The following is a 21,868-nucleotide window of genomic DNA, read 5'->3' as shown; positions in this document are numbered from 1 at the left end:
AGGAGGCTAAACAGATTGCTATGCAACAGTTCTCGATTCTGGACGGAGAAACGGCATGCGGATCGAAAGTCGGTTGGTTAGTCGATTGCCGAGGTTTGCCCGCTTGATTATGGCAGGAAAAATTATCGGAGTTTCTATTATTGCGTGTGTGCCGACTGCGCCGTAATGCAATTTCGTACATTGAAGTACTGGCGTGCGGTAAAGGACGCCAACACGTACCTGTGGTTTGTTTCTCTTGCTAATTGCGCATAGGCGTGAGTCGGAGGTGGTCCAAAACCGAATCGTTTCCGCATCGATAGGTCGGATGTCCAACAATCACGCAGAGAGCGAAAATTTCCTGTTCAACCGCGCGGCAGCGTGCTCGTAGCGGTCGACGACAACCTCGATCAGTTTCGAATGCGAGCCGATCGGCTCGGTCATCGGCGTGCCACGCAAGGCCGACTCCACGCGGTCGGTGAGCAGGCCGTGAGCCAGGAACCACGGCGCGACGACGATATGGCGTGCCCCTCGAGTCCGCAGCCGGTGCGCTGCTGCTGCCACGGACCGGTCATCGGAGGAGGTGGCGAAACCGGTCTCGGCGGCCCACCGTGTGCCCGTCACGAGGTCACGGGCGAGCGCTTCGGTTCGACGATTCGCTGCAGCCGAGGACGACCCAACGGCAGCGACAACGACCCCGAGCTTGTCGTCGTCCTCGGTGAGGCCGGTGTCGAGAACACGCGCGCGCAGCGCCGACACCAAGCGCGGGTCGGCACCGAGCACGTCCGCCTGCGCCAACCGAAGTTGCGGATGCCGCGAATGTGCCGCGGCAACGAGCGCGGGGAGATCGACTCGGGCATGAAAAGCACTGCCGAGCAGCAGGGGCACTACGACCGCGCCGGTGTGCCCGTCGGCGGCGACTGCATCGATAGATCGGTCGACGGACGGCGCATTCAGATCGAGGAAGCACAGCCTGGCGTCGAGGTCCGGTCGCGTGGTCCGAAGCTGCGCGACGACCGCGGACATCGTCGCCGCGGACCGAGGATCGCGGCTCCCATGAGCAACCGCAATGAGCGGGACCGTCGCGTCAGACATCGTGGCTCAAACTTTGTCGCCGACCTCGACGGCGCTGAGCACATCACCGACGAGGCCCGCAGCGAGGGTGTTTCCTCCTGCCGGGTCGATCAGCAGGAAGCTGCCGGTGTGCCGGTTGACGCCGTAGTCGTCGGCAACGAGAGGCTCGGCGACGCGTATCGAGATCCGGCCGATGTCGTTGAGCTCCAAAGTCTCCGGGCTCGGCGCAGCGACGAGCTTCTGCTCGTCGAAGCGTTCGACCAGAGTGCCGACAATGGCCTGCGTCGTGCGCGTTCCGTGCTTGAGTAACAGACGAGCGCCGGGACGAAGCGGCTTCTCGGCGAGCCAGCACACGGTCGCGTCGAAATCGGCGAGCGGTTCCGGTGCGTCGACGGGGGAGGCGATGGTGTCGCCACGTGAGATGTCGACGTCGTCGGCGAGGACGAGGGTCACGCTGCGACCCGCCTGCGCGAGCGGCAGCTCGCCGTCTGCGGTATCGATCCGCTCGACCGTCGTCCTAATGCCCGATGGCAGTACGACGACCTCGTCGCCGGGAGCAACTGTTCCTGCCGCAACCTGGCCTGCGTAGCCGCGGTAGTCGGGGTAGTCGGCGGTCCGCGGCCGGATCACGTACTGCACGGGAAAGCGCAGGCCGATCGAGTGGCGCCCAGCGCTGTCGGCATCGACGGGGACCGATTCGAGATGCTCGATCAACGAGGGACCGTCGTAGTACGGGGTGTTGCTAGAGCGCGACGCGATGTTGTCACCGTGCAGCGCCGATACCGGAATCTCCGTGACGTCTTCGGTCGCCCAACCCAAGGTCGAGGTCAGCGAATTGAACTCCGACGAGATCTCGGCGAACACTGCAGCCGGATCGTCGACCAGATCGATTTTGTTGACTGCGAGAACAAGTTTCGGAACACCGAGCAGAGCAAGAACAGCGGCGTGGCGACGGGTTTGTTCGATGACGCCCTTACGCGCGTCGACGAGCAGGATCACGAGCTGCGCTGTCGAGGCGCCGGACACCGTGTTGCGGGTGTACTGCACGTGACCCGGCGTATCCGCGAGGACGAACGATCGGGTCGGTGTTGCGAAGTAGCGGTAGGCAACGTCGATGGTGATGCCCTGCTCGCGCTCGGCGCGGAGGCCGTCGACGAGCAGTGACAGGTCCGGCGTCGCGAGACCCTTGTCGACGGACGCGCGGGTCACCGCATCGATCTGGTCTGCGAGAACCGATTTCGTGTCGTACAGCAGCCGACCGACGAGGGTGGATTTACCGTCGTCGACGCTGCCTGCGGTCGCAAGTCTCAAAAGGTCGCTCATGATCAGAAATAGCCCTCACGTTTGCGGTCTTCCATGGCGGCTTCCGACACTCGGTCGTCGCCGCGAGTAGCACCGCGCTCTGTCAAACGCGACGCCGCCACTTCGGCAAGAATCGCTTGGTTGTCGGTCGCGTCGGACAGGATTGCGCCGGTCGACGATCCATCCCCGACGGTGCGGTAACGCACCGAAAGCGTTTCCAGCAGTTCGTTGTCGGCTGGACCGCCCCACGATCCTGGTGTCATCCACATGCCGTCGCGCTGGTACACCGGACGCTGATGGGCGTAGTAGATGCTTGCGAGCGCGATGTCGTCGCGAGCGATGTAGCGCCAGATGTCGAGTTCGGTCCAGTTGCTCAACGGGAACACCCGCACGTGCTCACCGGGTGCATGCTTGCCGTTGTAGAGGTTCCACAGCTCGGGACGCTGACGCTTGGGGTCCCACTGCCCGAAACCGTTGCGCAGCGAGAAGATTCGCTCCTTCGCGCGTGAGCGCTCCTCGTCGCGGCGGCCGCCTCCGAAGACGGCGTCGAAGCGGTGCTCGGCGATCGCATCGAGGAGGGGCACCGTCTGCAACGGGTTGCGGATCCCGTCGGGACGCTCGGTCAGGCGGCCGTCGGCGAGGTAGTCCTCGACCTTCGCGACGTGCAGACGCAAGCCGTACCGCTCGACGATCTCGTCGCGGAAGTCGAGCACCTCGGGCAGGTTGTGCCCGGTGTCGACGTGCAGCAGCGAGAACGGCAGCGGTGCAGGCCAGAACGCCTTCAGTGCAAGGTGCAGCAGAACGGTGGAGTCCTTGCCGCCCGAGAACAGGATGACGGGACGCTCGAATTCGCCTGCGACCTCACGAAAAATGTGGATCGACTCGGACTCGAGTGCCGTCAAGGTGTCGTACTCGGGATTTGCGAGGGTACGAATTTGTGCGGTCATGATGCGTGAAGCCCACATTCGGTCTTGGCGAGGCCGGCCCAACGGCCGCTTCGCGGATCGGCGCCCGGGGCGGGCTTAGCGGTGCACGGAGCGCATCCGATGGACGGATACCCTTCTTCGACAAGCGGATTGACGAGAATCCCATGTGTCTCGATGTAGGTCTGCATCTCGTCGTCGTCCCACGCCGCGATCGGGTTGATCTTGACCAGACCGAAGGCGTCGTCGAAAGAAATCAAAGGGGCGTTGGCTCGCGTCGGTGCTTCGACACGACGGATACCGGTAACCCACGCGCTGTAGTTCTTCAGCGTGTTCTGCAGTGGAACGACCTTGCGCAACCGGCAGCATTCACCGGGCTCGCGTGCGAACAAGTCCTTGCCGAGCAGACGATCCTGTTCGGCCACACTGTCTTTCGCCTGCGCGTTGATGACGTTCACGCCGTAGACGGCCTCGACCGCATCGCGGGTCCCGATGGTTTCCGCGAAGTGGTAGCCGGTCTCTAGGAACAGGACGTCGACGCCGGGGTGCACCTGCGTTGCCAGGTGCACGAGGACGCCGTCCTGCATGTTGGACGCGACGATGAAGTCGTCACCGAAATTGTCTTCGGTCCACTGCAGCAGCTCGAGTGCCGAGGCACCGTCGAGTTCGGCAGCGCCCTTGTCGACCAGTGCGCGCAGGTCTTTTTCCGCAAGCTTTGTACTCATCGGAGATCAGCCTCTTCAGCTCGTACGGCCCACTCCGCGAACCGCTCGCCTTCGTTGCGATGTTTGATGAAGTTTCGAACCACACGATCGATGAAGTCGCCCATTTCGAGTGAAGTCACCTTGTGCTGCCGTAGCTTTCGACCGAAGGCGCTGTCGAAGCCGAGGCTGCCCCCTAGATGAACCTGGAAGCCCTCGACATGATTCCCGGTGCCGTCGTCCACGAGTTGACCCTTGAAGCCGATGTCCGCGATCTGGCTGCGGGCGCACGAGTTCGGGCAACCGTTGATGTTGATCGTCACCGGCACGTCGAGTTCGGTGTTCAGGTCGGCGAGGCGCTGCTCGAGTTCGGGCACCAAAACCTGTGAGCGCTTCCGGGTTTCGGCGAACGACAGCTTGCAGAACTCGATTCCGCTGCACGCCATCAGGTTCTGGCGCCACCGCGACGGCCGAGCAGGCAGGTCGATGGCATCGAGGTCGGTGAGCAACTGTTCGAGCTTGTCGTCTGCGACGTCGAGGATGATCAGCTTCTGATACGGCGTGAACCGGATTCGGTCCGATCCAGCGCGCTCGGCTGCGTCTGCGACGGCGAGCAATCGAGTGCCGGACACCCGGCCTGCGATCGGCGCAACGCCGACCGAGTTGAGCCCGTTCTTGAGGCGCTGGATACCGACGTGATCGATCGGCTGCTTCGGTGCCTCCGGCGCCGGACCGTCGATGAGCTTGCGGTTCAAATATTCGGTCTCGAGCACTTCCCGGAACTTCTCGATGCCCCAGTCCTTGATCAGGAACTTCAAGCGGGCTTTCGCGCGGAGGCGGCGGTAGCCGTAGTCGCGGAACAGGCGAACGACCGCTTCCCAGACATCGGGCACTTCGTCGAGCGGGATCCACGCACCGACACGCTGGGCCATCATCGGGTTGACCGACAGTCCACCGCCGACCCACATGTCGAGTCCGGGTCCGTGCTCGGGGTGCACGACACCGATGAACGCGACGTCGTTGATCTCGTGTACGACGTCCTGCTGTCCGGAGATCGCCGTCTTGAACTTGCGTGGCAGGTTCGACAGTTCCTTCCTGCCGATGAACCGGCGCACGATCTCGTCGATCGCCGGAGTCGGGTCGAGCACCTCGGTGAGCGATTCGCCCGCGAGCGGGGAGCCGAGGACGACGCGGGGGCAGTCACCGCACGCCTGTGTGGTCTGCAGACCGACACTTTCTATCCGGCGCCAGATCTCGGGGACGTTCTCGATCTCGATCCAGTGGTACTGCACGTTTTCGCGATCGGACAGATCAGCGGTGTCGCGACCGAAGTCGACCGAAATCTGGCCGAGCGTGCGCAACTGCTCGACGTTCAGCGCGCCTGCGTCGCAGCGGATCCGCATCATGAAGTACTTGGCTTCGAGCAGGTCGATGTTCTCGTCGCCGGTCCAGGTGCCGTCGTACCCCTGCTCCCGCTGGGTGTAGAGGCCCCACCAGCGCATGCGGCCGCGCAGGTCGGCTTTGTCGATGCTGTCGAACCCGTTCTTCGAATAGATGTTCTCGATGCGGGCGCGCACGTTGAGCGGGTGATCGTCCTTCTTGGCCTGCTCGTTGGCATTCTGCGGCTCGCGGTAGCCGAGCGCCCACTGCGCTTCGGCTTTGCGGCGGACCGGTCGGGCCGAACGCTCACGGGGACTGGCAGGTGCTGCCGCGGCGCGAGGGCGGTCTGCCCTGACGCGGCGCTCGGACGCAGGCTTGTCCGGTCGGGTGTGATGCGCTGGTGCCGGCTTTTGGGTGTCGTCCGTCTCCGGGGCACTCGACGTCATAGATCGCTCCTGCAAATTCGAGGTCGCGTGGTGCGGTAGGAACGCGAGGGCTGGTCGCGCCTGTCAGAGAACCGCAGCCAGCGGAAAGTCTTGGATGAAACGAGTTTCTCGGGCTGGTCTAACGAGTGGTCGAGGCCAGACAACACGAGCTGCAGACACGCTTGAGGTCGACGTGGCGACGCGCCACAAGTCGCACTCCGGGTCCGGTCATACGGCCATTCTGCCATGTCAGAACCTCGAAACCGACCATCAGCGGCACATTCCCCTCGAATTCGGGGGAAATGCCACGTCAATACCCTGCGCGCGGTGGATGCGGTGCCCGCACTGTGCCCAGGAGAGTCAGCAGCACGGCACACGGCGTCCGGTCGGTCGAACTGCGGCGACAATAGGGGAGTGACTACTACATCGACCTTCGGCCTCGAGCTGCCAGCGGCCGCAATCGCGGGTGTCGGCTCACGCCCGTTCGGCGTGTATGTCCACGTGCCGTTCTGCGCGACGCGCTGCGGCTACTGCGACTTCAACACTTACACCGCAGGCGAACTCGGCACCTCGGCCTCGCCCGCGAGTTGGCTCGAAGGGTTGCGGCGCGAACTCGACCTCGCAGCCGAAACGCTCGGGTCTGCGCCTGCTGCCGACACGGTTTTCGTCGGCGGCGGCACCCCGTCGCTGTTGGGTGCCGCTGGATTGGCCGACGTCCTCGACGCGGTTCGCGGTGCGTTCGGGCTCGCTGCCGACGCGGAAGTGACGACGGAATCCAATCCCGAGTCGACGTCGCAAGAGTTCTTCGCTGGCATACGTGATGTTGGTTACACCCGGCTTTCCCTCGGCATGCAGTCCGCCGCGCAACATGTGCTCGCCGTGCTCGATCGCACCCACACCCCGGGCCGTGCAGTCGCCGCGGTCGGTGAAGCGAAGGCCGCCGGGTTCGACCACGTCAACCTCGACCTCATCTACGGGACACCAGGCGAACGACCGGAAGATTTGGACGCATCCCTCGACGCGGTCCTGTCCGCGGGCGTCGACCACGTCTCCGCCTACGCGTTGATCGTCGAAGACGGCACCGCTCTGGCGCGCAAGGTTCGTCGCGGCGAGCTGCCGATGCCCGACGACGACGTCTTCGCGCAGCGTTACGAGCGCATCGATGCCGTGCTCTCGGCGGCGGGTCTCGAGTGGTACGAGGTGTCGAACTGGGCCGCGAACGACGCAGCCCGCTGCCGGCACAACCTCGGCTACTGGGACGGTGGCGATTGGTGGGGAGCCGGACCCGGCGCGCACAGCCACGTCGGCGGCGTGCGGTGGTGGAACGTGAAGCACCCGGCCCGCTACGCCGATTCGCTTGCGACAGGGACCCTTCCGGTCGGCGGCGTCGAGCAACTGACCCCCGACGAGAGCCACATGGAACGGGTGATGCTCACGACGCGGCTGCGTTCGGGTTTGCCACTCGATGTGCTCGATGCCGACGAGCGTCGTGCGGCGGAGGTCGTCGTCGCAGACGGACTGCTGACCCAGGTGGACGACACCTTCGTCCTCACCGACCGCGGTCGGCTGCTCGCGGACGGCGTGATCAGGTCGATTTTGCGCTGATGGCGCTCCGCGCCTCGTGAGTCTTTTCGGTGGTCCCGCCAGCCGAAAGTGCGCACGACCCCGAAGGCCCTAAGCTGGGACGACATACGTGTGGAGGTGGAATCGATGTCAGGAACAGAGGACAGGCGCTTCGAAGTCCTTCGCGCGATCGTCGCCGACTACGTCGCAACGAAGGAGCCCGTCGGGTCGAAGGTGCTCGTCGAACGACACAACCTCGGCGTCTCGAGCGCGACCGTCCGCAACGACATGGCTGTGCTGGAAGCCGAGGGCTACATCACGCAGCCGCACACCAGTTCCGGCCGCGTGCCGACCGACAAGGGCTATCGCCAGTTCGTCGACCGGATTTCCGAGATCAAGCCGCTGTCCTCGGTCGAGCGTCGAGCGATACTCGAATTCCTGGAGTCCGGCGTCGACCTCGACGATGTCCTTCGGCGCGGCGTTCGCCTGCTCGCCCAGCTGACCAGGCAGGTCGCGGTCGTGCAGTACCCGTCGCTGTCGGCGTCGTCGGTCCGCCACCTCGAGGTCGTCGCCCTGACGCCCGCAAAGCTGCTGCTGGTCCTGATCACCGACAGCGGTCGCGTCGATCAGCGCATCGTCGAACTCGGCGACGTGATCAACGACGTCGAACTGTCCGAACTGCGTGCGCTGCTCGGTGCTGCACTCGAAGGCAAGCGACTCGCCGCGGCGTCCAGTGCGGTCGCCGAACTCGCCGAAAACGCGCCACCGAACCTTCGCAACGTCGTCGTGCGCGCCGCGACCGTCCTTGTCGAAACCCTCGTCGAGCACCAGGACGAGCGGCTGGTTCTCGGCGGTACCGCCAACCTGACCCGCAACGCTGCCGACTTCAGCGGCGTCAACGGGTTCCCCGGCTCGTTGCGAGCTGTCCTCGAGGCTCTCGAAGAGCAGGTCGTCGTGTTGAAGATCATTGCGGCGACCCATCAGCCGGGAACGATCACCGTCCAGATCGGCGAAGAAACCCAGGTCGAGCAGATGCGCGGCACGTCGGTGGTATCCACCGGGTACGGCGCGCAAGGTACGGTTCTCGGCGGTATGGGGGTACTCGGACCCACACGCATGGACTATCCGGGAACAATCGCAAAGGTTTCCGCCGTTGCCAGGTACATCGGAGAGGTACTGGCAGAGCGTTAGGTCCAGGCGGGGCGCACATTTCGAAACATTTGACAGGACGAGAGATTTATCGTGGCACGCGACTACTACGGAACACTCGGCGTCGGTAAGGACGCAAGCGATCAGGAGCTCAAGCGGGCCTACCGCAAGCTCGCGCGCGAGTTGCACCCCGACGTCAACCCCGACGAGTCGGCGCAGGCCAGGTTCCGCGAGATTTCGACCGCGTACGAGGTGCTGACCGATCCGGAGAAGCGTCGCGTCGTCGACCTCGGTGGGGATCCGATGGAATCCGGCGGCGGCGGTGGCGGCTTCGGGAACGCAGGCTTCGGCGGCGGTCTCGGCGACGTGTTCGAGGCATTCTTCGGCGGCGGCGCCCAGGGCGGCGGCCAACGCCGACCCCGTGGTCGCGTCCAGCCGGGTGCCGCGTCTCTGCTCCGCACTCGACTCACCCTCGAAGAGTGCGCAACCGGCGTCACCAAGCACATCACCGTCGAAACGGCGATCCTGTGCGACGTGTGTACCGGGTCGGGCACAAACGGAAATTCGAAGCCGGTCCGCTGCGATACCTGTGGTGGCGCAGGCGAGGTCCAGAGCATTCAGCGGTCGTTCCTCGGCCAGGTCATGACCTCACGCCAGTGCCCGACGTGCCGTGGTGCAGGCGAAGTCATCCCCGATCCCTGCCGCAAGTGCGGCGGCGACGGACGGGTTCGCGCCCGCCGCGAAATCACCGCACGCATCCCGGCCGGAGTCGCGAACGGCATGCGCGTTCGGCTCGCGTCGCAGGGTGAGGTCGGTCCGGGCGGTGGTCCGGCCGGTGACCTGCACGTCGAGGTCGTCGAGCAGCAGCACGACGTGTTCGTCCGAGACGGCGACGATCTGCACTGCTCGATCCGGATACCGATGGTCGACGCTGCGCTTGGCACGTCCGTGTCGGTCGATACCATTCTCGGCGGTCCTACCGAGATCACGATCGACGCGGGAACCCAGCCTGGCTCGGTCAAGACTTTGCGTGGTCACGGCATGCCGAAACTGCGGTCGGGCGTTCGCGGTGATCTGCACGCGCACCTCGAGGTCGTCGTGCCGACGAAGCTCGATGCGAAGCAGACCGACCTACTGCGCGACTACAAGGGCTTGCGTGATCGCGAGCGCGCCGAGGTCGTCTCGTCGCAGACGGCGGCGCCGGGTGGCTTGTTCTCCAGGTTGCGGTCCACCTTCAGCGGTCGCTGATCGAGAAGACGCTGTGGCCGCCACAGTCTTCTACCTCGATCCGCTACCCGACGTCGGCGGCATCGCCGTGCTCGACGGCGACGAGGGACACCACGCCGCGACTGTCCGCCGGATCAGAGTCGGCGAACGGCTGACGCTCTCCGATGGGCGCGGTGGCATTGCCGAGACGGAAGTTGTTGCGGCTCAGCGTGATCGGCTGGAATTGGCGGTACACACGCGTTCGGAAGCGCAACGACCGCGACCGTACGTGACGCTGGTGCAGGCGTTACCGAAGTCCGAGCGTTCCGAACTTGCCGTCGAGCTTGCGACCGAAGCCGGCATCGACGCGATCGTGCCGTGGCAGGCGTCGCGATGTGTCGCGCGCTGGGAGGGAATGAAGGCGGGCAAAGGTGTCGCGAAGTGGCGAGCGACCGCACTGTCCGCGGCCAGGCAGTCCCGGCGTGTGTTTGTCCCGCCGGTCAGCGAGTTGTCGAACACTGCCGCTGTCGAAAAGCTGATCGACGACGTTGTCCGCCGGGGCGGAGTGGCCGTGCTGCTGCACGAATCGGCCGCTGCACCGTTTGCGTCGCTCAGCCTTGCGGTCGACGACGTGGTGCTGGTCGTCGGTCCCGAAGGTGGACTGGACGATCGCGAGTTGGATCGGTTCACCGCCGCAGGTGCGGTGACAGCGTTGCTCGGCCCGACAGTGCTGCGGACCTCGACCGCCGCCGCCGTCGCGTTGGGTGCGCTCGGCGCGTTGACGTCGCGGTGGGATTCAGCGCCGCCGCAATAGGGTCTGCGGTCGGGTCAGTTCAGGTTGCCGTGCAGGGACGGCTCGATCGTCAGGCCGAAGCCGGGAACGTCCACAACGACGGGTTGCAGCGCGGTGCTGTCGGAATTCGGCTGCTCGAAGTTGGCGCCCTCGAATAGGCAATGACCGTTCGGGTTCACGGTGATGGTTCCGCCGGTAGCCGGGTTGGGCAGCGTCACACGGGCCGCGCCGCTGATCTCGACCGCGCTGTTCGGGTCGATCGGAACGGCGTTGTGCACCCAGGGCGCGAGAAACGGATACGCCGTGATCTGCGTCGAACCTTCGGTTGTCGTCACTCGTGGCGCCGGAACCTGCACCGGTGAGACAACGCCCGTGAGCAGCGGGTCTGTCGGGTAGGCCGGAGCCGAAAGGCCGTTGGGCGGTTGATCGGGGTCGGGTTGCACCGGATCCGCCTGTGCTGCACCCGCACCGAGGACGGCGAGTGCAAGACTTGCGACGACAGGGAGCAGTTTCCGCGAGATCATCCGGCGATAGTGCGCCGAACTCGGCAGGAGCAACAGATTTGCGCTCACCACGTTTCGAAGGTTATGTCGACTGCAGCACCCGTCCACATCAACGCCGAGGACCCATATGACGTCGCTACCGTCCGTCGCAGTCACAGGTTCGACAGGATTCGTCGGCAACGCGGTTGCTCGTAGCGTTGCCGATGCCGGTGTCGCTCAACGATTGTTGGTCCGTTCGGTTGCGAAGGCACCGCAGCTGCGGAATGCAACCGTGCTGCCGTTCACCTACGCCGACCGCGCCGCTGCGACGAGCGCGCTCGACGGAGTGCAGACGTTGTTCATGATCTCGGCGTCGGAAAGTGCCGACCGGATCGACGAACACCGCACATTTGTCGACTCCGCCGTCGCGGCGGGCGTCCAACACGTCGTCTACACCTCGTTCGTCGGCGCGGCGCCCGACGCGACCTTCACACTCGCTCGCGATCACTACGCGACCGAGACCTACATCAAGGAGAAGGGACTCGGGTTCACGTTCCTGCGTGACAACTTCTACCTCGACTTCATGAGTGCAATGGTCGGCGACGACGGAATCATTCGCGGACCTGCGGCGGACGGTAGGGCGGCGATCGTGGCGCGGGCCGACGTCGCGCGGGTCGCCGCGGCAGTCGTTCTCGCACCCGAGCGGCACAAAGACGTGACCTACAACCTGACCGGACCCGAGGCGTTGACGATGACCGAGATCGCAGCGGTGCTCGCGGCCGCGCGCCGGTCGCCCGTCACCTTCCACAACGAATCGATTCCCGAGGCCTACGAGTCCCGCAAGCGGTGGCCTGCCCCGGATTGGCAGTACGACGCCTGGGTGTCGACCTATACGTCGATCGCGTCCGGCGCGATGGCCGCGATCAGCACCGACGTCGAGACCGTCACGGGCAGGCCTCCGATGTCGTTGGAACAGTTCCTCGCTGCGACCCGTTCGCCTGGCGAATAACTCACGGGATCATCTCCTTCGATTGGCCTAGACTCGAGGTAGATGCCATGAACCCGAAAGAAGGCTTCACCCTTTGACCGCACAAAACGATATCGGCGGGTCCTCGTCGAGCCGAACCTCGGCTGGTCCCGCTGCGCGGACGGTTCGCTCCGGAATCGAACTCGCACCCGAATCGGTCTTCGGTTTCCTCGGATCTGCCGACGCCAACTTGCGGCAACTCGAAAAGCTGCTCACCGCCGACATCCACGTGCGTGGCAACGCGGTCACGCTCACAGGTACTGCACCGGACGTCGCGTTGGCCGAGCGGGTGATCGAGCAGCTCGTGTCGATGGTCGGGCGCGGCCAGTCGATCTCGCCGGAGACCGTGCGGCACACGTATTCGATGCTTACACAAGGTGTTTCGGAGTCGCCCGCCGAGGTGCTCAGCCTCGACATTCTGTCCAGGCGCGGCAAGACGATCCGACCGAAGACGCTCAACCAGAAGCGCTACGTCGATGCGATCGACGCGAACACCGTGGTGTTCGGTATCGGCCCCGCTGGTACGGGCAAGACGTACCTCGCGATGGCGAAGGCCGTCCAGGCGCTGCAGACCAAACAGGTGACGCGAATCATCCTGACCCGGCCAGCCGTCGAGGCGGGGGAGCGGCTCGGCTTTCTGCCTGGCACGTTGAACGAGAAGATCGACCCGTATCTGCGTCCGCTCTACGACGCGTTGCACGACATGATGGATCCCGAGGCAATCCCCAAACTGATGGCCGCCGGTGTCATCGAAGTCGCGCCGCTGGCCTACATGCGTGGCCGCACGCTCAACGATGCCTTCATCATCTTGGACGAGGCACAGAACACCACTGCCGAGCAGATGAAAATGTTCCTGACCAGGCTCGGGTTCGGTTCGAAGATCGTTGTGACCGGCGACGTGACGCAGGTCGACCTGCCCGGTGGCAATCGGTCCGGTCTGCGTGCCGCGGCCGAGATTCTTACCGAGATCGACGACATTCATTTCGCCGAGCTCAACAGCAGCGACGTCGTGCGGCATCGTCTTGTCGCCGACATCGTCGACGCGTACGAGCGGTTCGAAGCAGACGGCGAGCGAGCGGCGCTCGGCAATCGTGCGCAGCGGCGCTCGGCGCAACCGCGCTCTGCTCGGCGTTGATGCGTCGAACTCCTCCCGCCTGGCCCGTTAGGGTTGTCGGATGAGCATCGAGGTCGCCAACGAGTCGGGAATGGACGTTTCCGAAGAAGACTTGATCGCGGTCGCGCGTTTCGCGATCGCACGGATGGACGTCCATCCAGCGGCCGAGCTGTCGATGGTCCTCGTCGACCTGGACACGATGGCCGACCTGCACATGCGCTGGATGGACCTGCCCGGTCCGACGGACGTCATGTCCTTCCCGATGGACGAACTCGAGCCGGGTGGTCGGCCGGACAGCCCGATGCCGGGTCCGTCGATGTTGGGCGACATCGTGTTGTGTCCGGCCTTCGCCGCCACGCAGGCGAAGAAGGCGGGACATTCGCTGGCACACGAGCTCGCGTTGTTGACCGTGCACGGCGTCCTGCATCTCCTCGGCTTCGATCATGCGGAACCCGAAGAGGAGAAGGAGATGTTCGGCCTGCAGAACAACCTCCTCGCAGAGTGGTACGAGAGCATCCGCAAGGCCGAACGGGAGGCCGCTCTCGCCGAACGCGATCGGCGTCTGCTCGGCAAGGCGGGCTTCTTCGATGCCTAGGCATGGACGCGGCCTGTGACCGGGCCGATAGGCCTGCTGGTACTGGCAATCGTTCTGGTTCCTGCGGGTGGACTTTTCGCTGCTGTCGATTCGGCGTTGAACACCATCTCGCCCGCACGTGTCGACGACATCGCACGGGCGGGCAGGCCGGGTGCGACGATGCTGATCCGGATCGTCTCCGATCGCCCGCGCTACATCAACCTGATGGTGCTGCTTCGCATTCTGTGCGAGATCACGTCGACGGTCGTACTGGCGGGCGCGCTGATCGAAATCATCGGTCCGGGATGGGCGTTGGTTGTGAGCGCTGTCGTCATGGTGCTCGTTTCCTATGTCGTCATCGGTGTCGGTCCACGTACTCTCGGCCGCCAGCACGCGTACACGATCTCGCTCGCGGCGGCTATTCCGTTGCACGCCATCGGTTTTCTACTAGGTCCGCTCAGCAGGTTGCTGATCCTGATCGGTAACGCGATCACGCCGGGTAAGGGTTTTCGCAACGGCCCGTTCGCATCCGAGATCGAATTGCGCGAAATCGTCGACATGGCGCAGGAACGCGGTGTGGTGGCAGACGACGAACGACGGATGATCCAGTCGGTCTTCGAACTCGGCGACACCGCCGCCCGCGCGGTTATGGTGCCGCGAACCGAGATGGTCTGGATCGAATCGGACAAGACACTGGGGCAGGCGATCTCGCTCGCGGTCAAGAGTGGTCACTCGAGGATTCCGGTCATCGGCGAGAACGTGGACGACGTGATCGGCGTCGTCTATCTCAAAGATCTTGTACAACGCACGAATACGTCGTCCGGCCGCGATCGCGACCTTCCCGTCGTCGACGTGATGCGCCCCGCGGTCTTCGTCCCGGACTCCAAACCTCTCGACACGATGCTCTCCGAGATGCAGCGCGACCGCAATCACATGGCTCTCCTTGTCGACGAATACGGCGGCATCGCCGGACTCGTGACCATCGAGGACGTCCTGGAGGAGATCGTCGGCGAGATCGCGGACGAGTACGACACCGACGAGACCGCACCGATCGAGGACCTCGGCAACGGGAAGTACCGGGTGTCTGCACGGTTGTCGATCGAAGACCTCGGCGACCTGTTCGGTCTCGAACTCGAAGACGACGACGTCGATACGGTCGGTGGTCTGATGGGCCACGAGCTCGGCCGCGTACCGTTGCCTGGATCCAAGGTCGTCAGCAACGGATTGGTGCTTCGCGGCGAAGGTGGTGTCGATCAGCGCGGTCGCGTCCGCGTCCACACGATCCTGGTTCGGCGCGCACCGACGAAGAAGTCCAAAGAAGCAAAGGGCACAACCGATAACGCGGAATCCGCGGAGTCGACGGACTCGACGGAGTCGCAGGACTCGGTGGATTATGGGCAGGACGAGGGACGAGATGACTGACGAAGGCCGAACGGAACTGTCGCAAGAGGACGCGAAGCTTGTTGTGCTCGCTCGCGGGGCGATGGCGCGCACAGGACGCGGCCACGGTGCCGCAGTTCGCGACACCGACGGGCGGACCTACGCGGCGGGGGACGTGACGCTCACGGCGCTCACGTTGTCGGCGTTGCAATCCGCTGTCGCCGCGGCCATTTCGAGTGCTGCCGAAGGCTTCGAGGCCGCGGTCGTCGTCGGTGCCGATACGTCGGATCCCGGTGTCGACGCGGTACGCGAGCTGTCACCGAGCGCGGTTGTCATCGTCGCCTCCTCGAGCGGATCGGTTCTGGAGGTGTCCGGTGTCTGAATTCCATTCCGGCTTCGTCTGTTTCGTCGGTCGGCCGAATACCGGCAAGTCGACGCTCACCAACGCGCTCGTGGGTCAGAAGATTGCGATCACGTCGTCACGTCCGCAGACCACGCGACACACCATTCGTGGCATCGTCCATCGCGAGCACGCCCAGTTGATTCTCGTCGACACCCCTGGCCTGCATCGGCCACGTACCCTGCTTGGTCAGCGACTGAACGACCTTGTGCGCGATACCTATTCCGAGGTCGACGTGATCGCGCTGTGTATCCCGGCGGACGAGAAGGTCGGGCCTGGCGACCGTTGGATCCTCGAGCAGATCCGGCACATGGCGCCGAAGACGACGGTTGTCGGCGTCGTCACCAAAATCGACAAGGTCGGCAAGCAGCAGATTACGGAACAACTTCTCGCGGTCTCGAAATTGCTCGGCCCGACGTGCGAAATTGTGCCCGTTTCGGCGACGAAGGGTGAGCAGGTCGAGGTCCTCGTCGACGTGCTTGCTTCGGTGATGCCCGAAGGTCCGGCGTTCTACCCGGACGGCGAACTGACGGACGAGCCCGAAGAGACTCTGATGGCGGAGTTGATTCGTGAGGCGGCGCTGGAAGGTCTCGGCGACGAACTGCCGCACTCGCTTGCGGTTGTCATCGAAGAGGTCGTCGAACGCGAAGGCCGCACCGACATGCTCGATGTGCATGCTCTGCTGTACGTGGAGCGATCGAGCCAGAAGGGCATCGTCATCGGAAAAGGTGGAGCGAGGCTCCGCGATGTGGGCACGGCTGCCCGTGCCCAGATCGAGAAACTACTTGGTACGAAGGTCTTTCTGGAGCTGCATGTCAAGGTCGCGAAGGATTGGCAACGCGACCCGAAACAGCTTGGCAGACTCGGCTTTTAGCTGAAACTGCCCGGGCGGGTTCAGCGTCGGCGCAGTGCCGAAACGCAACTTGGGCAGAGGTCACGATCGGAGACGATCCAACCCTTGGATTGTGCGCTCCGGATGGCGGAGGCGGCTGCCGAACGTGCCGGCGAATAGGTCCAACGTTCGCATCTGTCACACCGAATTCCCCAGCTGAGGGACCCTGTGCTACTGCGCGCCGACTGCATTCCCATGTGCTTTCTCCGTTGTTCGTAGCCCAGTCGACGGGCTGGTCAAATAGGAATGATGTGGTTCACACCACGCAAGAAGTGTGACACATTCGTGACCATTCCGATACCGCATCGAAGTAACAAAGTTTCGAGTTCGTTATGTGGGTATCCGGACAACGGGAAGGCAAACGAGCCGTCGAACGCAGCCTGGTTGCGGCGTTCGAACGGCTCGTCGGTGCAGAGAATTCAGGATTCGCGGGCGAGGTCGCTGTCGTTGCGAAACACGAGTGAACCCGTGTCGAGCGCAACTGCCCAGCGCTTCGAGATAGCCCAGGTGCGACCGTAGTCGTCCTGAGGCGGCAGGCCCGGGTTGAAGTCGTCGACGATGACGCCGGAGACGTTCGGCCACAGGTCTTCCGGCATAGCGGAGTCGGAGGAGTGGCGGGTGACGACGCGGTTCCCGACCGCGAAGCCAGTTGTCGCCGGCTGAGCAGACTTCGGAAGGGGATTGGCGTCGCGTTTTTTAGCCATGGCGCGATCCTGCGTTCCGCGATCGTGTGTTCTCTGTCTTTGACGCACTAGGTTTCGTCACGCGTCGATGATCCTCTCTGGCCGGGCGATCGCAGTATCGCCACGCCGGAAATGGACGTGCCGACGGATCGGGTGCAGGTCTGCAACAGGGTTTCGTTGCAGGTCAGGTGGTGGATTGCAGTTTTGTGGGCGATTTGCGACACAGTGAGCCGCGAGAGCGCCTCACCGACGTTGTCGGTGTCGCATGAAACAATGACCTTCGACCGAAACGGGAGTTGGGCAGTTTATGCGGCTGTATCGGGACAACGCCGTCGTCTTACGTCAGCACAAGCTTGGCGAAGCCGACCGTATTGTCACGCTGCTCACACGCCAGCACGGGTTGGTGCGTGCGGTTGCCAAGGGTGTTCGACGGACCCGGTCCAAGTTCGGCGCCCGGCTCGAACCGTTCGCACACATAGATGTGCAGCTCTATCCGGGGCGCAACCTCGACATCGTGACGCAGGTCCATACGGTCGACGCCTTCTCCGGTGACATCGTCGACGACTACGGCCGCTACACCACCGCGTGCGCTGTTCTCGAGACGGCGGAGCGGCTCGCAGGCGAGGAACGCGCGCCGGCGCTGCAGTTGCATCAGCTCACCGTCGGCGCGCTCCGTGCGGTCGCAGGGCAGACCCGAGCGCCGGAGCTGATTCTCGATGCTTTTCTGCTCCGCGCAATGGGATTCGCGGGCTGGGCGCCCGCGCTCGACGAGTGCGCGCGCTGCGCGACCCCGGGTCCGCATCGGGCGTTCCATGTCTCGGCAGGTGGCGCGGTGTGTGTGCATTGCCGACCGCCCGGAGCCGCAACTCCGTCGCCCGGTGTCCTCGATCTGATGGACTCGCTGTGTCGGGGAGCGTGGGCCGACACCGACGCGGCGACGGATGCGGTGCGTCGACAGGCGAGCGGTTTGATCGCCGCACATCTGCAGTGGCACCTGGAACGCCAGTTGCGCACGCTTCCGTTGATCGAGCGCGCTCAGCCGCACAGTGTGGGCGTCGGGCAGGATGGACACCGTGATTCGTCGTATGGACTCCCCGCCGAGACCTGGCGCGCGCCGCTCGCTCCGACGCGGACCGGCACAGCCTGAGCGTGTAATACGTCCACCGGACCCACACCCGTCCGGCGCGCGGCCGCCGATACTGCAGCCGGAGTTGATCCCGAAACACGTCGCGTTGGTGATGGACGGCAACGGTCGCTGGGCGCAGGACCGTGGGCTGCCACGCACCGCAGGGCACGAACGTGGCGAGGCCGTGTTGATGGACACCGTCTGCGGCTGTATCGAAATGGGCGTCACCTGGCTGTCGGCGTACGCGTTCTCGACGGAGAACTGGCGACGCAGTCCCGAAGAGGTCCGGTTTCTTATGGGCTTCAACCGTGACGTCATCCGTCGCCGCCGCGACGAGATGAACGAGATGGGCGTACGTGTGCGCTGGGCCGGTCGCCGACCCCGGTTGTGGCGCAGCGTGATCAAGGAACTCGAGGTCGCCGAAGAGCTGACCAAGGACAACTCGGTGATGACGCTGACAATGTGCGTCAACTACGGCGGCAGAGCCGAAATCGCCGATGCCGTAAAGGAAATCGCGAAGCTCGCCGCATCCGGACAGTTGGATCCGGAGCGCATCACCGAGGCGACGGTCGCGCGCTACCTCGACGAGCCGGACATGCCGGACGTCGACCTCTTCCTGCGCCCGTCCGGTGAGTTCCGGACGTCGAACTTCTTGCTGTGGCAGTCGGCATATGCCGAATTGGTCTTCCAGGACAAGCTTTTCCCGGATTTCGATCGTCGCGACCTGTGGGCAGCGTGTGTCGAATATGCGTCACGTGATCGTCGATTCGGGGGAGTGAAGTGATGACCGAAGCCCAGGAGTCGAACGGGGTCGGATCTGCGGATGCGTTGCAGCAGAGGGCACTCGATGTGCTCGCGCCGTTTGTGACGTTGCGCACCAACGACGATGGCTCACTCGGGTTCGAATACGCGGGCGCACTGTGTTCGATGCGTGCTGTGAATCTGTCGCCCGGTCTCGACGTCCTGTCACTCACGTGTGTGCTGGCATGGGACCGACCCTTGCGGGCGCCGCTCACCAAACGGGTTGCCGATCGCAACAATGCTCTGCAATTCGGGTCGATCACGATCATCGGCAACGGCAAACTGGCGGACGTGATCATGCGTTATACGTTCCCCGCCGCCGGCCTCACCGACGAAGCTTTGATGACGATGCTGCTGCTCGTACTCTCCGGCGCCGACCGTAGTCGGCAGGGGTTGGTTCCCTAGTCGCCGTAGGTATCTCGGCTCAGCGGGTTCCCGCACAGGTCTGACAGGTCCCGAAGATCTCGACCGTGTGGCTGACGTCGGTGAAGCCATGGGTGTCCGCGGTCGACTTCGCCCACTGCTCGACCGTCGGACCTTCGACCTCGACGGTGTAGCCGCAATGTCTGCAGACCAGGTGGTGGTGATGGCCAGACGAGCAGCGACGGTAGACGGATTCGCCTGTGTCCGTGCGTAATACGTCGACTGTTCCGGAATCGGCGAGGGTCTGCAGCGTTCGGTAGACGGTCGTCAGGCCGATGCCTTCGCCACGCTTTCGTAGCTCGTCGTGCAGTTCCTGCGCGGACCGGAACTCGTCGATGTCGTCGAGCAATGCCGAGATCGCGCTGCGCTGCCGCGTGCTTCGAACACCGACCGCGACTCGTCCAGACGTTCCGGTCAAGGCCGTCATCCTTCCTCCGCGTGTGCAACCGCGTCCACGACGATGTGGGCGAGGTGATCGTCTACGAGTTCGTAGAGAACCTCGCGTCCGTTACGTTCGCCACGGACGACACCTGCCGCTTTGAGCACACGAAGGTGCTGACTGATCAGCGGTTGCGTGACGCCGAGCGCCTCGACCAATTCGTGGACGCATCTGCCCGACTCGCGCAGTTGCAGGACGATTGCGATACGAACCGGCGCTGCGAGCGCACGCAGGATTTCACCCGCGGCATCGAGGGTCGCCTTCGGTGGAACGGGCGCCGGTGGCGTCGTCGTGAATGGGTCGTGATTGTGCTCGGTGAACTCGAGATCACCGGTGTCGGCTGTGGACACCTGGACCCTCCCTCTTATTGCAAATCACTTCCATTTTGATTTGGAAGGTTGCGCATGTCAAACGTCCTCGAGGCGCCAGATATTCTGACCTAGACAAAGCACCCGTAACCCGGCAGCTATTCGCCAGATGGAGAGCTCGAATCGTGGCCCCCAAGTCCAAGGTCGACACCGTAGCCAACCTCGCCAAGCGCAGAGGACTCGTGTATCAGTGCGGCGAGATCTACGGCGGTACCAAGTCGGCGTGGGACTACGGACCTCTCGGCGTCGAGCTCAAGGAGAACATCAAGAAGCAGTGGTGGCGCAGCATGGTCACCAGCCGCGAGGACGTCGTCGGCCTGGATTCTGCTGTGATCCTGCCGCGTCAGGTCTGGGTCGCGTCCGGTCACGTCGGTGTGTTCAACGACCCGCTCGTCGAGTCGCTGATCACCCACAAGCGATACCGTGCAGACCACCTGCTGGAGGCGTACGAGGAGAAGCACGGGCATCCGCCTGCGAACGGAATGGCCGACATCCGCGATCCCGAGACGGGCGATCCGGGCCAGTGGACCGAGCCGCGCGACTTCAACATGATGCTCAAGACCTACCTCGGACCGATCGAATCCGAGGATGGCCTGCACTATCTGCGTCCCGAGACCGCGCAGGGCATCTTCGTCAACTTCGCCAACGTCCTCACCACGTCGCGCAAGAAGCCGCCGTTCGGTATCGCTCAGATCGGCAAGAGCTTCCGCAACGAGATCACGCCGGGCAACTTCATCTTCCGCACACGTGAGTTCGAACAGATGGAGATGGAGTTCTTCGTCAAGCCCGGGGAGGACGAGGAGTGGCATCAGTACTGGATCGACACTCGCCACGCCTGGTACACCGACCTCGGTATCGATCCGGAGAACCTGCGGCTCTACGAACACCCGAAGGACAAGCTGTCGCACTACTCGACGCGGACCGTCGACATCGAGTACCGCTTCCGGTTCCAGGGCAGCGAATGGGGTGAGCTCGAAGGCGTCGCGAACCGTACCGACTTCGACCTCAAGACACACTCGGAGCATTCGGGTCAGGACCTGTCGTACTTCGACCAGGCGACCAACGAGCGGTTCACGCCGTACGTCATCGAGCCCGCGGCCGGTCTGACGCGGTCGCTGATGGCGTTCCTCGTCGATGCATACGCGGAGGACGAGGCCCCCAATGCCAAGGGTGGCGTCGACAAGCGGACGGTCCTTCGTCTGGACCGCAGGCTCGCGCCGGTGAAAGCAGCGGTGCTGCCGTTGTCGCGCAATGCCGATCTGACTCCGAAGGCGAAGGATCTCGCAGCTGCGTTGCGTCAGCACTGGAACGTCGAATTCGACGACGCAGGCGCGATCGGTCGGCGCTACCGCCGTCAGGACGAGATCGGCACACCGTTCTGCATCACGGTCGACTTCGAAACCCTCGACGATCACGCAGTGACTGTGCGAGAGCGAGATTCGATGGCGCAGGAGCGAGTAGCGCTCGATCAGGTCGAGGGCTATCTGGCCCAGCGCCTCATCGGGAGCTAGGCCGCTCCGCGGCTCGTGAGTCCTTTTGGTGGTCGGGCCCGCTGTGCTGTCTAGATACATGTGGCACAGATGTGTCTAGATACATGCGAGACACATTTTAGGCTGCGTCGTGCAGTTTGCCTTGGTATCGCTTGGTGAGGTCGAGCGTCAGATGAC

Annotated in this window: 23 protein-coding genes; 14 read left to right on the top strand and 9 right to left on the bottom strand. The window is 64.0% G+C overall.

Annotated elements, in window-relative coordinates; translation table 11 throughout:
- Positions 1-315: 315 nt before the first annotated feature.
- Genes JGU71_RS25730 through JGU71_RS25710 form a run of 5 tightly spaced genes read right to left on the bottom strand, consistent with a single transcriptional unit; the run spans position 316 to position 5,802 of the window.
- Positions 316-1,071, bottom strand: coding sequence for a sirohydrochlorin chelatase (locus tag JGU71_RS25730; RefSeq protein ID WP_199707717.1), 756 nt, complete (start codon positions 1,069-1,071; stop codon positions 316-318).
- Between the two features lie 6 nt (positions 1,072-1,077).
- The gene (locus tag JGU71_RS25725) at positions 1,078-2,373 is read right to left on the bottom strand and encodes a sulfate adenylyltransferase subunit 1 (protein ID WP_199707716.1); all 1,296 of its coding nucleotides are present in this window, start codon (positions 2,371-2,373) and stop codon (positions 1,078-1,080) included.
- 2 nt (positions 2,374-2,375) lie between these two features.
- Positions 2,376-3,317, bottom strand: coding sequence for a sulfate adenylyltransferase subunit CysD (cysD, locus tag JGU71_RS25720; protein WP_199707715.1), 942 nt, complete (start codon positions 3,315-3,317; stop codon positions 2,376-2,378).
- A complete protein-coding gene (locus JGU71_RS25715; protein ID WP_199707714.1) occupies positions 3,296-4,000 on the bottom strand; it encodes a phosphoadenylyl-sulfate reductase in 705 nt (234 codons plus the stop codon). The genes cysD and JGU71_RS25715 overlap by 22 nt, the downstream gene beginning before the upstream one ends.
- On the bottom strand, positions 3,997-5,802 hold the full coding sequence (locus JGU71_RS25710; protein WP_199707713.1) for a nitrite/sulfite reductase: 1,806 nt from the start codon (positions 5,800-5,802) through the stop codon (positions 3,997-3,999). Before JGU71_RS25710 ends, JGU71_RS25715 begins: the two co-directional genes overlap by 4 nt.
- A 393-nt stretch (positions 5,803-6,195) precedes the next feature.
- Here JGU71_RS25710 and hemW point away from each other — a divergent pair, with 393 nt between their 5' ends.
- From hemW to JGU71_RS25690, 4 genes are all read left to right on the top strand, one after another.
- The gene (gene hemW, locus JGU71_RS25705; RefSeq protein ID WP_199707712.1) at positions 6,196-7,386 is read left to right on the top strand and encodes a radical SAM family heme chaperone HemW; all 1,191 of its coding nucleotides are present in this window, start codon (positions 6,196-6,198) and stop codon (positions 7,384-7,386) included.
- A gap of 105 nt (positions 7,387-7,491) precedes the next feature.
- Positions 7,492-8,535 carry a heat-inducible transcriptional repressor HrcA gene (gene hrcA, locus JGU71_RS25700; protein ID WP_199707711.1) on the top strand — a complete coding sequence of 348 codons (1,044 nt, stop codon included), beginning with the start codon at positions 7,492-7,494 and terminating at the stop codon, positions 8,533-8,535.
- Between the two features lie 51 nt (positions 8,536-8,586).
- Positions 8,587-9,741 (top strand): molecular chaperone DnaJ, encoded by a 1,155-nt coding sequence (dnaJ, locus tag JGU71_RS25695; protein ID WP_199707710.1) that lies wholly within the window; start codon positions 8,587-8,589, stop codon positions 9,739-9,741.
- A 13-nt stretch (positions 9,742-9,754) separates the two neighbouring features.
- The gene (locus JGU71_RS25690) at positions 9,755-10,513 is read left to right on the top strand and encodes a 16S rRNA (uracil(1498)-N(3))-methyltransferase (protein WP_199707708.1); all 759 of its coding nucleotides are present in this window, start codon (positions 9,755-9,757) and stop codon (positions 10,511-10,513) included.
- A 14-nt stretch (positions 10,514-10,527) separates the two neighbouring features.
- Here JGU71_RS25690 and JGU71_RS25685 read toward each other — a convergent pair whose 3' ends face one another.
- Entirely contained in the window at positions 10,528-11,067 is a 540-nt protein-coding gene (locus tag JGU71_RS25685; protein ID WP_199707707.1) for a hypothetical protein, read from the bottom strand.
- Positions 11,068-11,122: 55 nt separating this feature from the next.
- Here JGU71_RS25685 and JGU71_RS25680 point away from each other — a divergent pair, with 55 nt between their 5' ends.
- The 6 genes from JGU71_RS25680 to era all read left to right on the top strand — a co-directional run bounded on the left by JGU71_RS25680 (position 11,123) and on the right by era (position 16,343).
- Positions 11,123-11,983, top strand: a complete 861-nt coding sequence (locus JGU71_RS25680; RefSeq protein WP_199707705.1) for an NmrA family NAD(P)-binding protein — start codon at positions 11,123-11,125, stop codon at positions 11,981-11,983.
- Between the two features lie 91 nt (positions 11,984-12,074).
- Positions 12,075-13,136: a PhoH family protein gene (locus JGU71_RS25675; protein WP_372433235.1), complete on the top strand. Its 1,062-nt coding sequence runs from the start codon at positions 12,075-12,077 to the stop codon at positions 13,134-13,136.
- 40 nt (positions 13,137-13,176) lie between these two features.
- Positions 13,177-13,710: an rRNA maturation RNase YbeY gene (gene ybeY, locus JGU71_RS25670; RefSeq protein ID WP_199707701.1), complete on the top strand. Its 534-nt coding sequence runs from the start codon at positions 13,177-13,179 to the stop codon at positions 13,708-13,710.
- 15 nt (positions 13,711-13,725) lie between these two features.
- Entirely contained in the window at positions 13,726-15,111 is a 1,386-nt protein-coding gene (locus JGU71_RS25665; protein WP_199707699.1) for a hemolysin family protein, read from the top strand.
- The gene (locus JGU71_RS25660) at positions 15,104-15,451 is read left to right on the top strand and encodes a cytidine deaminase-like protein (protein ID WP_199707698.1); all 348 of its coding nucleotides are present in this window, start codon (positions 15,104-15,106) and stop codon (positions 15,449-15,451) included. Before JGU71_RS25665 ends, JGU71_RS25660 begins: the two co-directional genes overlap by 8 nt.
- Positions 15,444-16,343: a GTPase Era gene (gene era / locus JGU71_RS25655; RefSeq protein WP_199707696.1), complete on the top strand. Its 900-nt coding sequence runs from the start codon at positions 15,444-15,446 to the stop codon at positions 16,341-16,343. The genes JGU71_RS25660 and era overlap by 8 nt, the downstream gene beginning before the upstream one ends.
- A gap of 437 nt (positions 16,344-16,780) precedes the next feature.
- Here era and JGU71_RS25650 read toward each other — a convergent pair whose 3' ends face one another.
- Complete coding sequence (locus JGU71_RS25650) at positions 16,781-17,065, bottom strand: hypothetical protein (RefSeq protein WP_199707694.1); 285 nt, start codon at positions 17,063-17,065, stop codon at positions 16,781-16,783.
- Between the two features lie 286 nt (positions 17,066-17,351).
- Here JGU71_RS25650 and recO point away from each other — a divergent pair, with 286 nt between their 5' ends.
- Genes recO through JGU71_RS25635 form a run of 3 tightly spaced genes read left to right on the top strand, consistent with a single transcriptional unit; the run spans position 17,352 to position 19,376 of the window.
- A complete protein-coding gene (recO, locus tag JGU71_RS25645) occupies positions 17,352-18,191 on the top strand; it encodes a DNA repair protein RecO (protein WP_199707693.1) in 840 nt (279 codons plus the stop codon).
- Positions 18,130-18,954, top strand: coding sequence for an isoprenyl transferase (locus JGU71_RS25640; RefSeq protein WP_199707964.1), 825 nt, complete (start codon positions 18,130-18,132; stop codon positions 18,952-18,954). Before recO ends, JGU71_RS25640 begins: the two co-directional genes overlap by 62 nt.
- Positions 18,954-19,376 carry a YbjN domain-containing protein gene (locus JGU71_RS25635; RefSeq protein ID WP_199707692.1) on the top strand — a complete coding sequence of 141 codons (423 nt, stop codon included), beginning with the start codon at positions 18,954-18,956 and terminating at the stop codon, positions 19,374-19,376. Before JGU71_RS25640 ends, JGU71_RS25635 begins: the two co-directional genes overlap by 1 nt.
- Positions 19,377-19,395: 19 nt before the next feature.
- Here the strand turns inward: JGU71_RS25635 and JGU71_RS25630 are convergent, their stop codons facing one another.
- Positions 19,396-19,821 carry a Fur family transcriptional regulator gene (locus tag JGU71_RS25630; RefSeq protein WP_199707691.1) on the bottom strand — a complete coding sequence of 142 codons (426 nt, stop codon included), beginning with the start codon at positions 19,819-19,821 and terminating at the stop codon, positions 19,396-19,398.
- Entirely contained in the window at positions 19,818-20,183 is a 366-nt protein-coding gene (locus tag JGU71_RS25625) for an ArsR/SmtB family transcription factor (protein WP_307829879.1), read from the bottom strand. Before JGU71_RS25625 ends, JGU71_RS25630 begins: the two co-directional genes overlap by 4 nt.
- 143 nt (positions 20,184-20,326) lie before the next feature.
- Between JGU71_RS25625 and JGU71_RS25620 the strand changes: the two genes are divergently transcribed.
- Positions 20,327-21,712, top strand: a complete 1,386-nt coding sequence (locus JGU71_RS25620; RefSeq protein ID WP_199707690.1) for a glycine--tRNA ligase — start codon at positions 20,327-20,329, stop codon at positions 21,710-21,712.
- Positions 21,713-21,868 lie beyond the last annotated feature (156 nt).

It is taken from the genome of Antrihabitans stalagmiti (genome assembly GCF_016482825.1).
Taxonomy (GTDB): Bacteria; Actinomycetota; Actinomycetes; order Mycobacteriales; family Mycobacteriaceae; genus Antrihabitans; species Antrihabitans stalagmiti.
The sequence above is the reverse complement of the archived record's forward strand: the minus strand, read 5'-3'. Positions and strand labels throughout refer to the sequence as shown.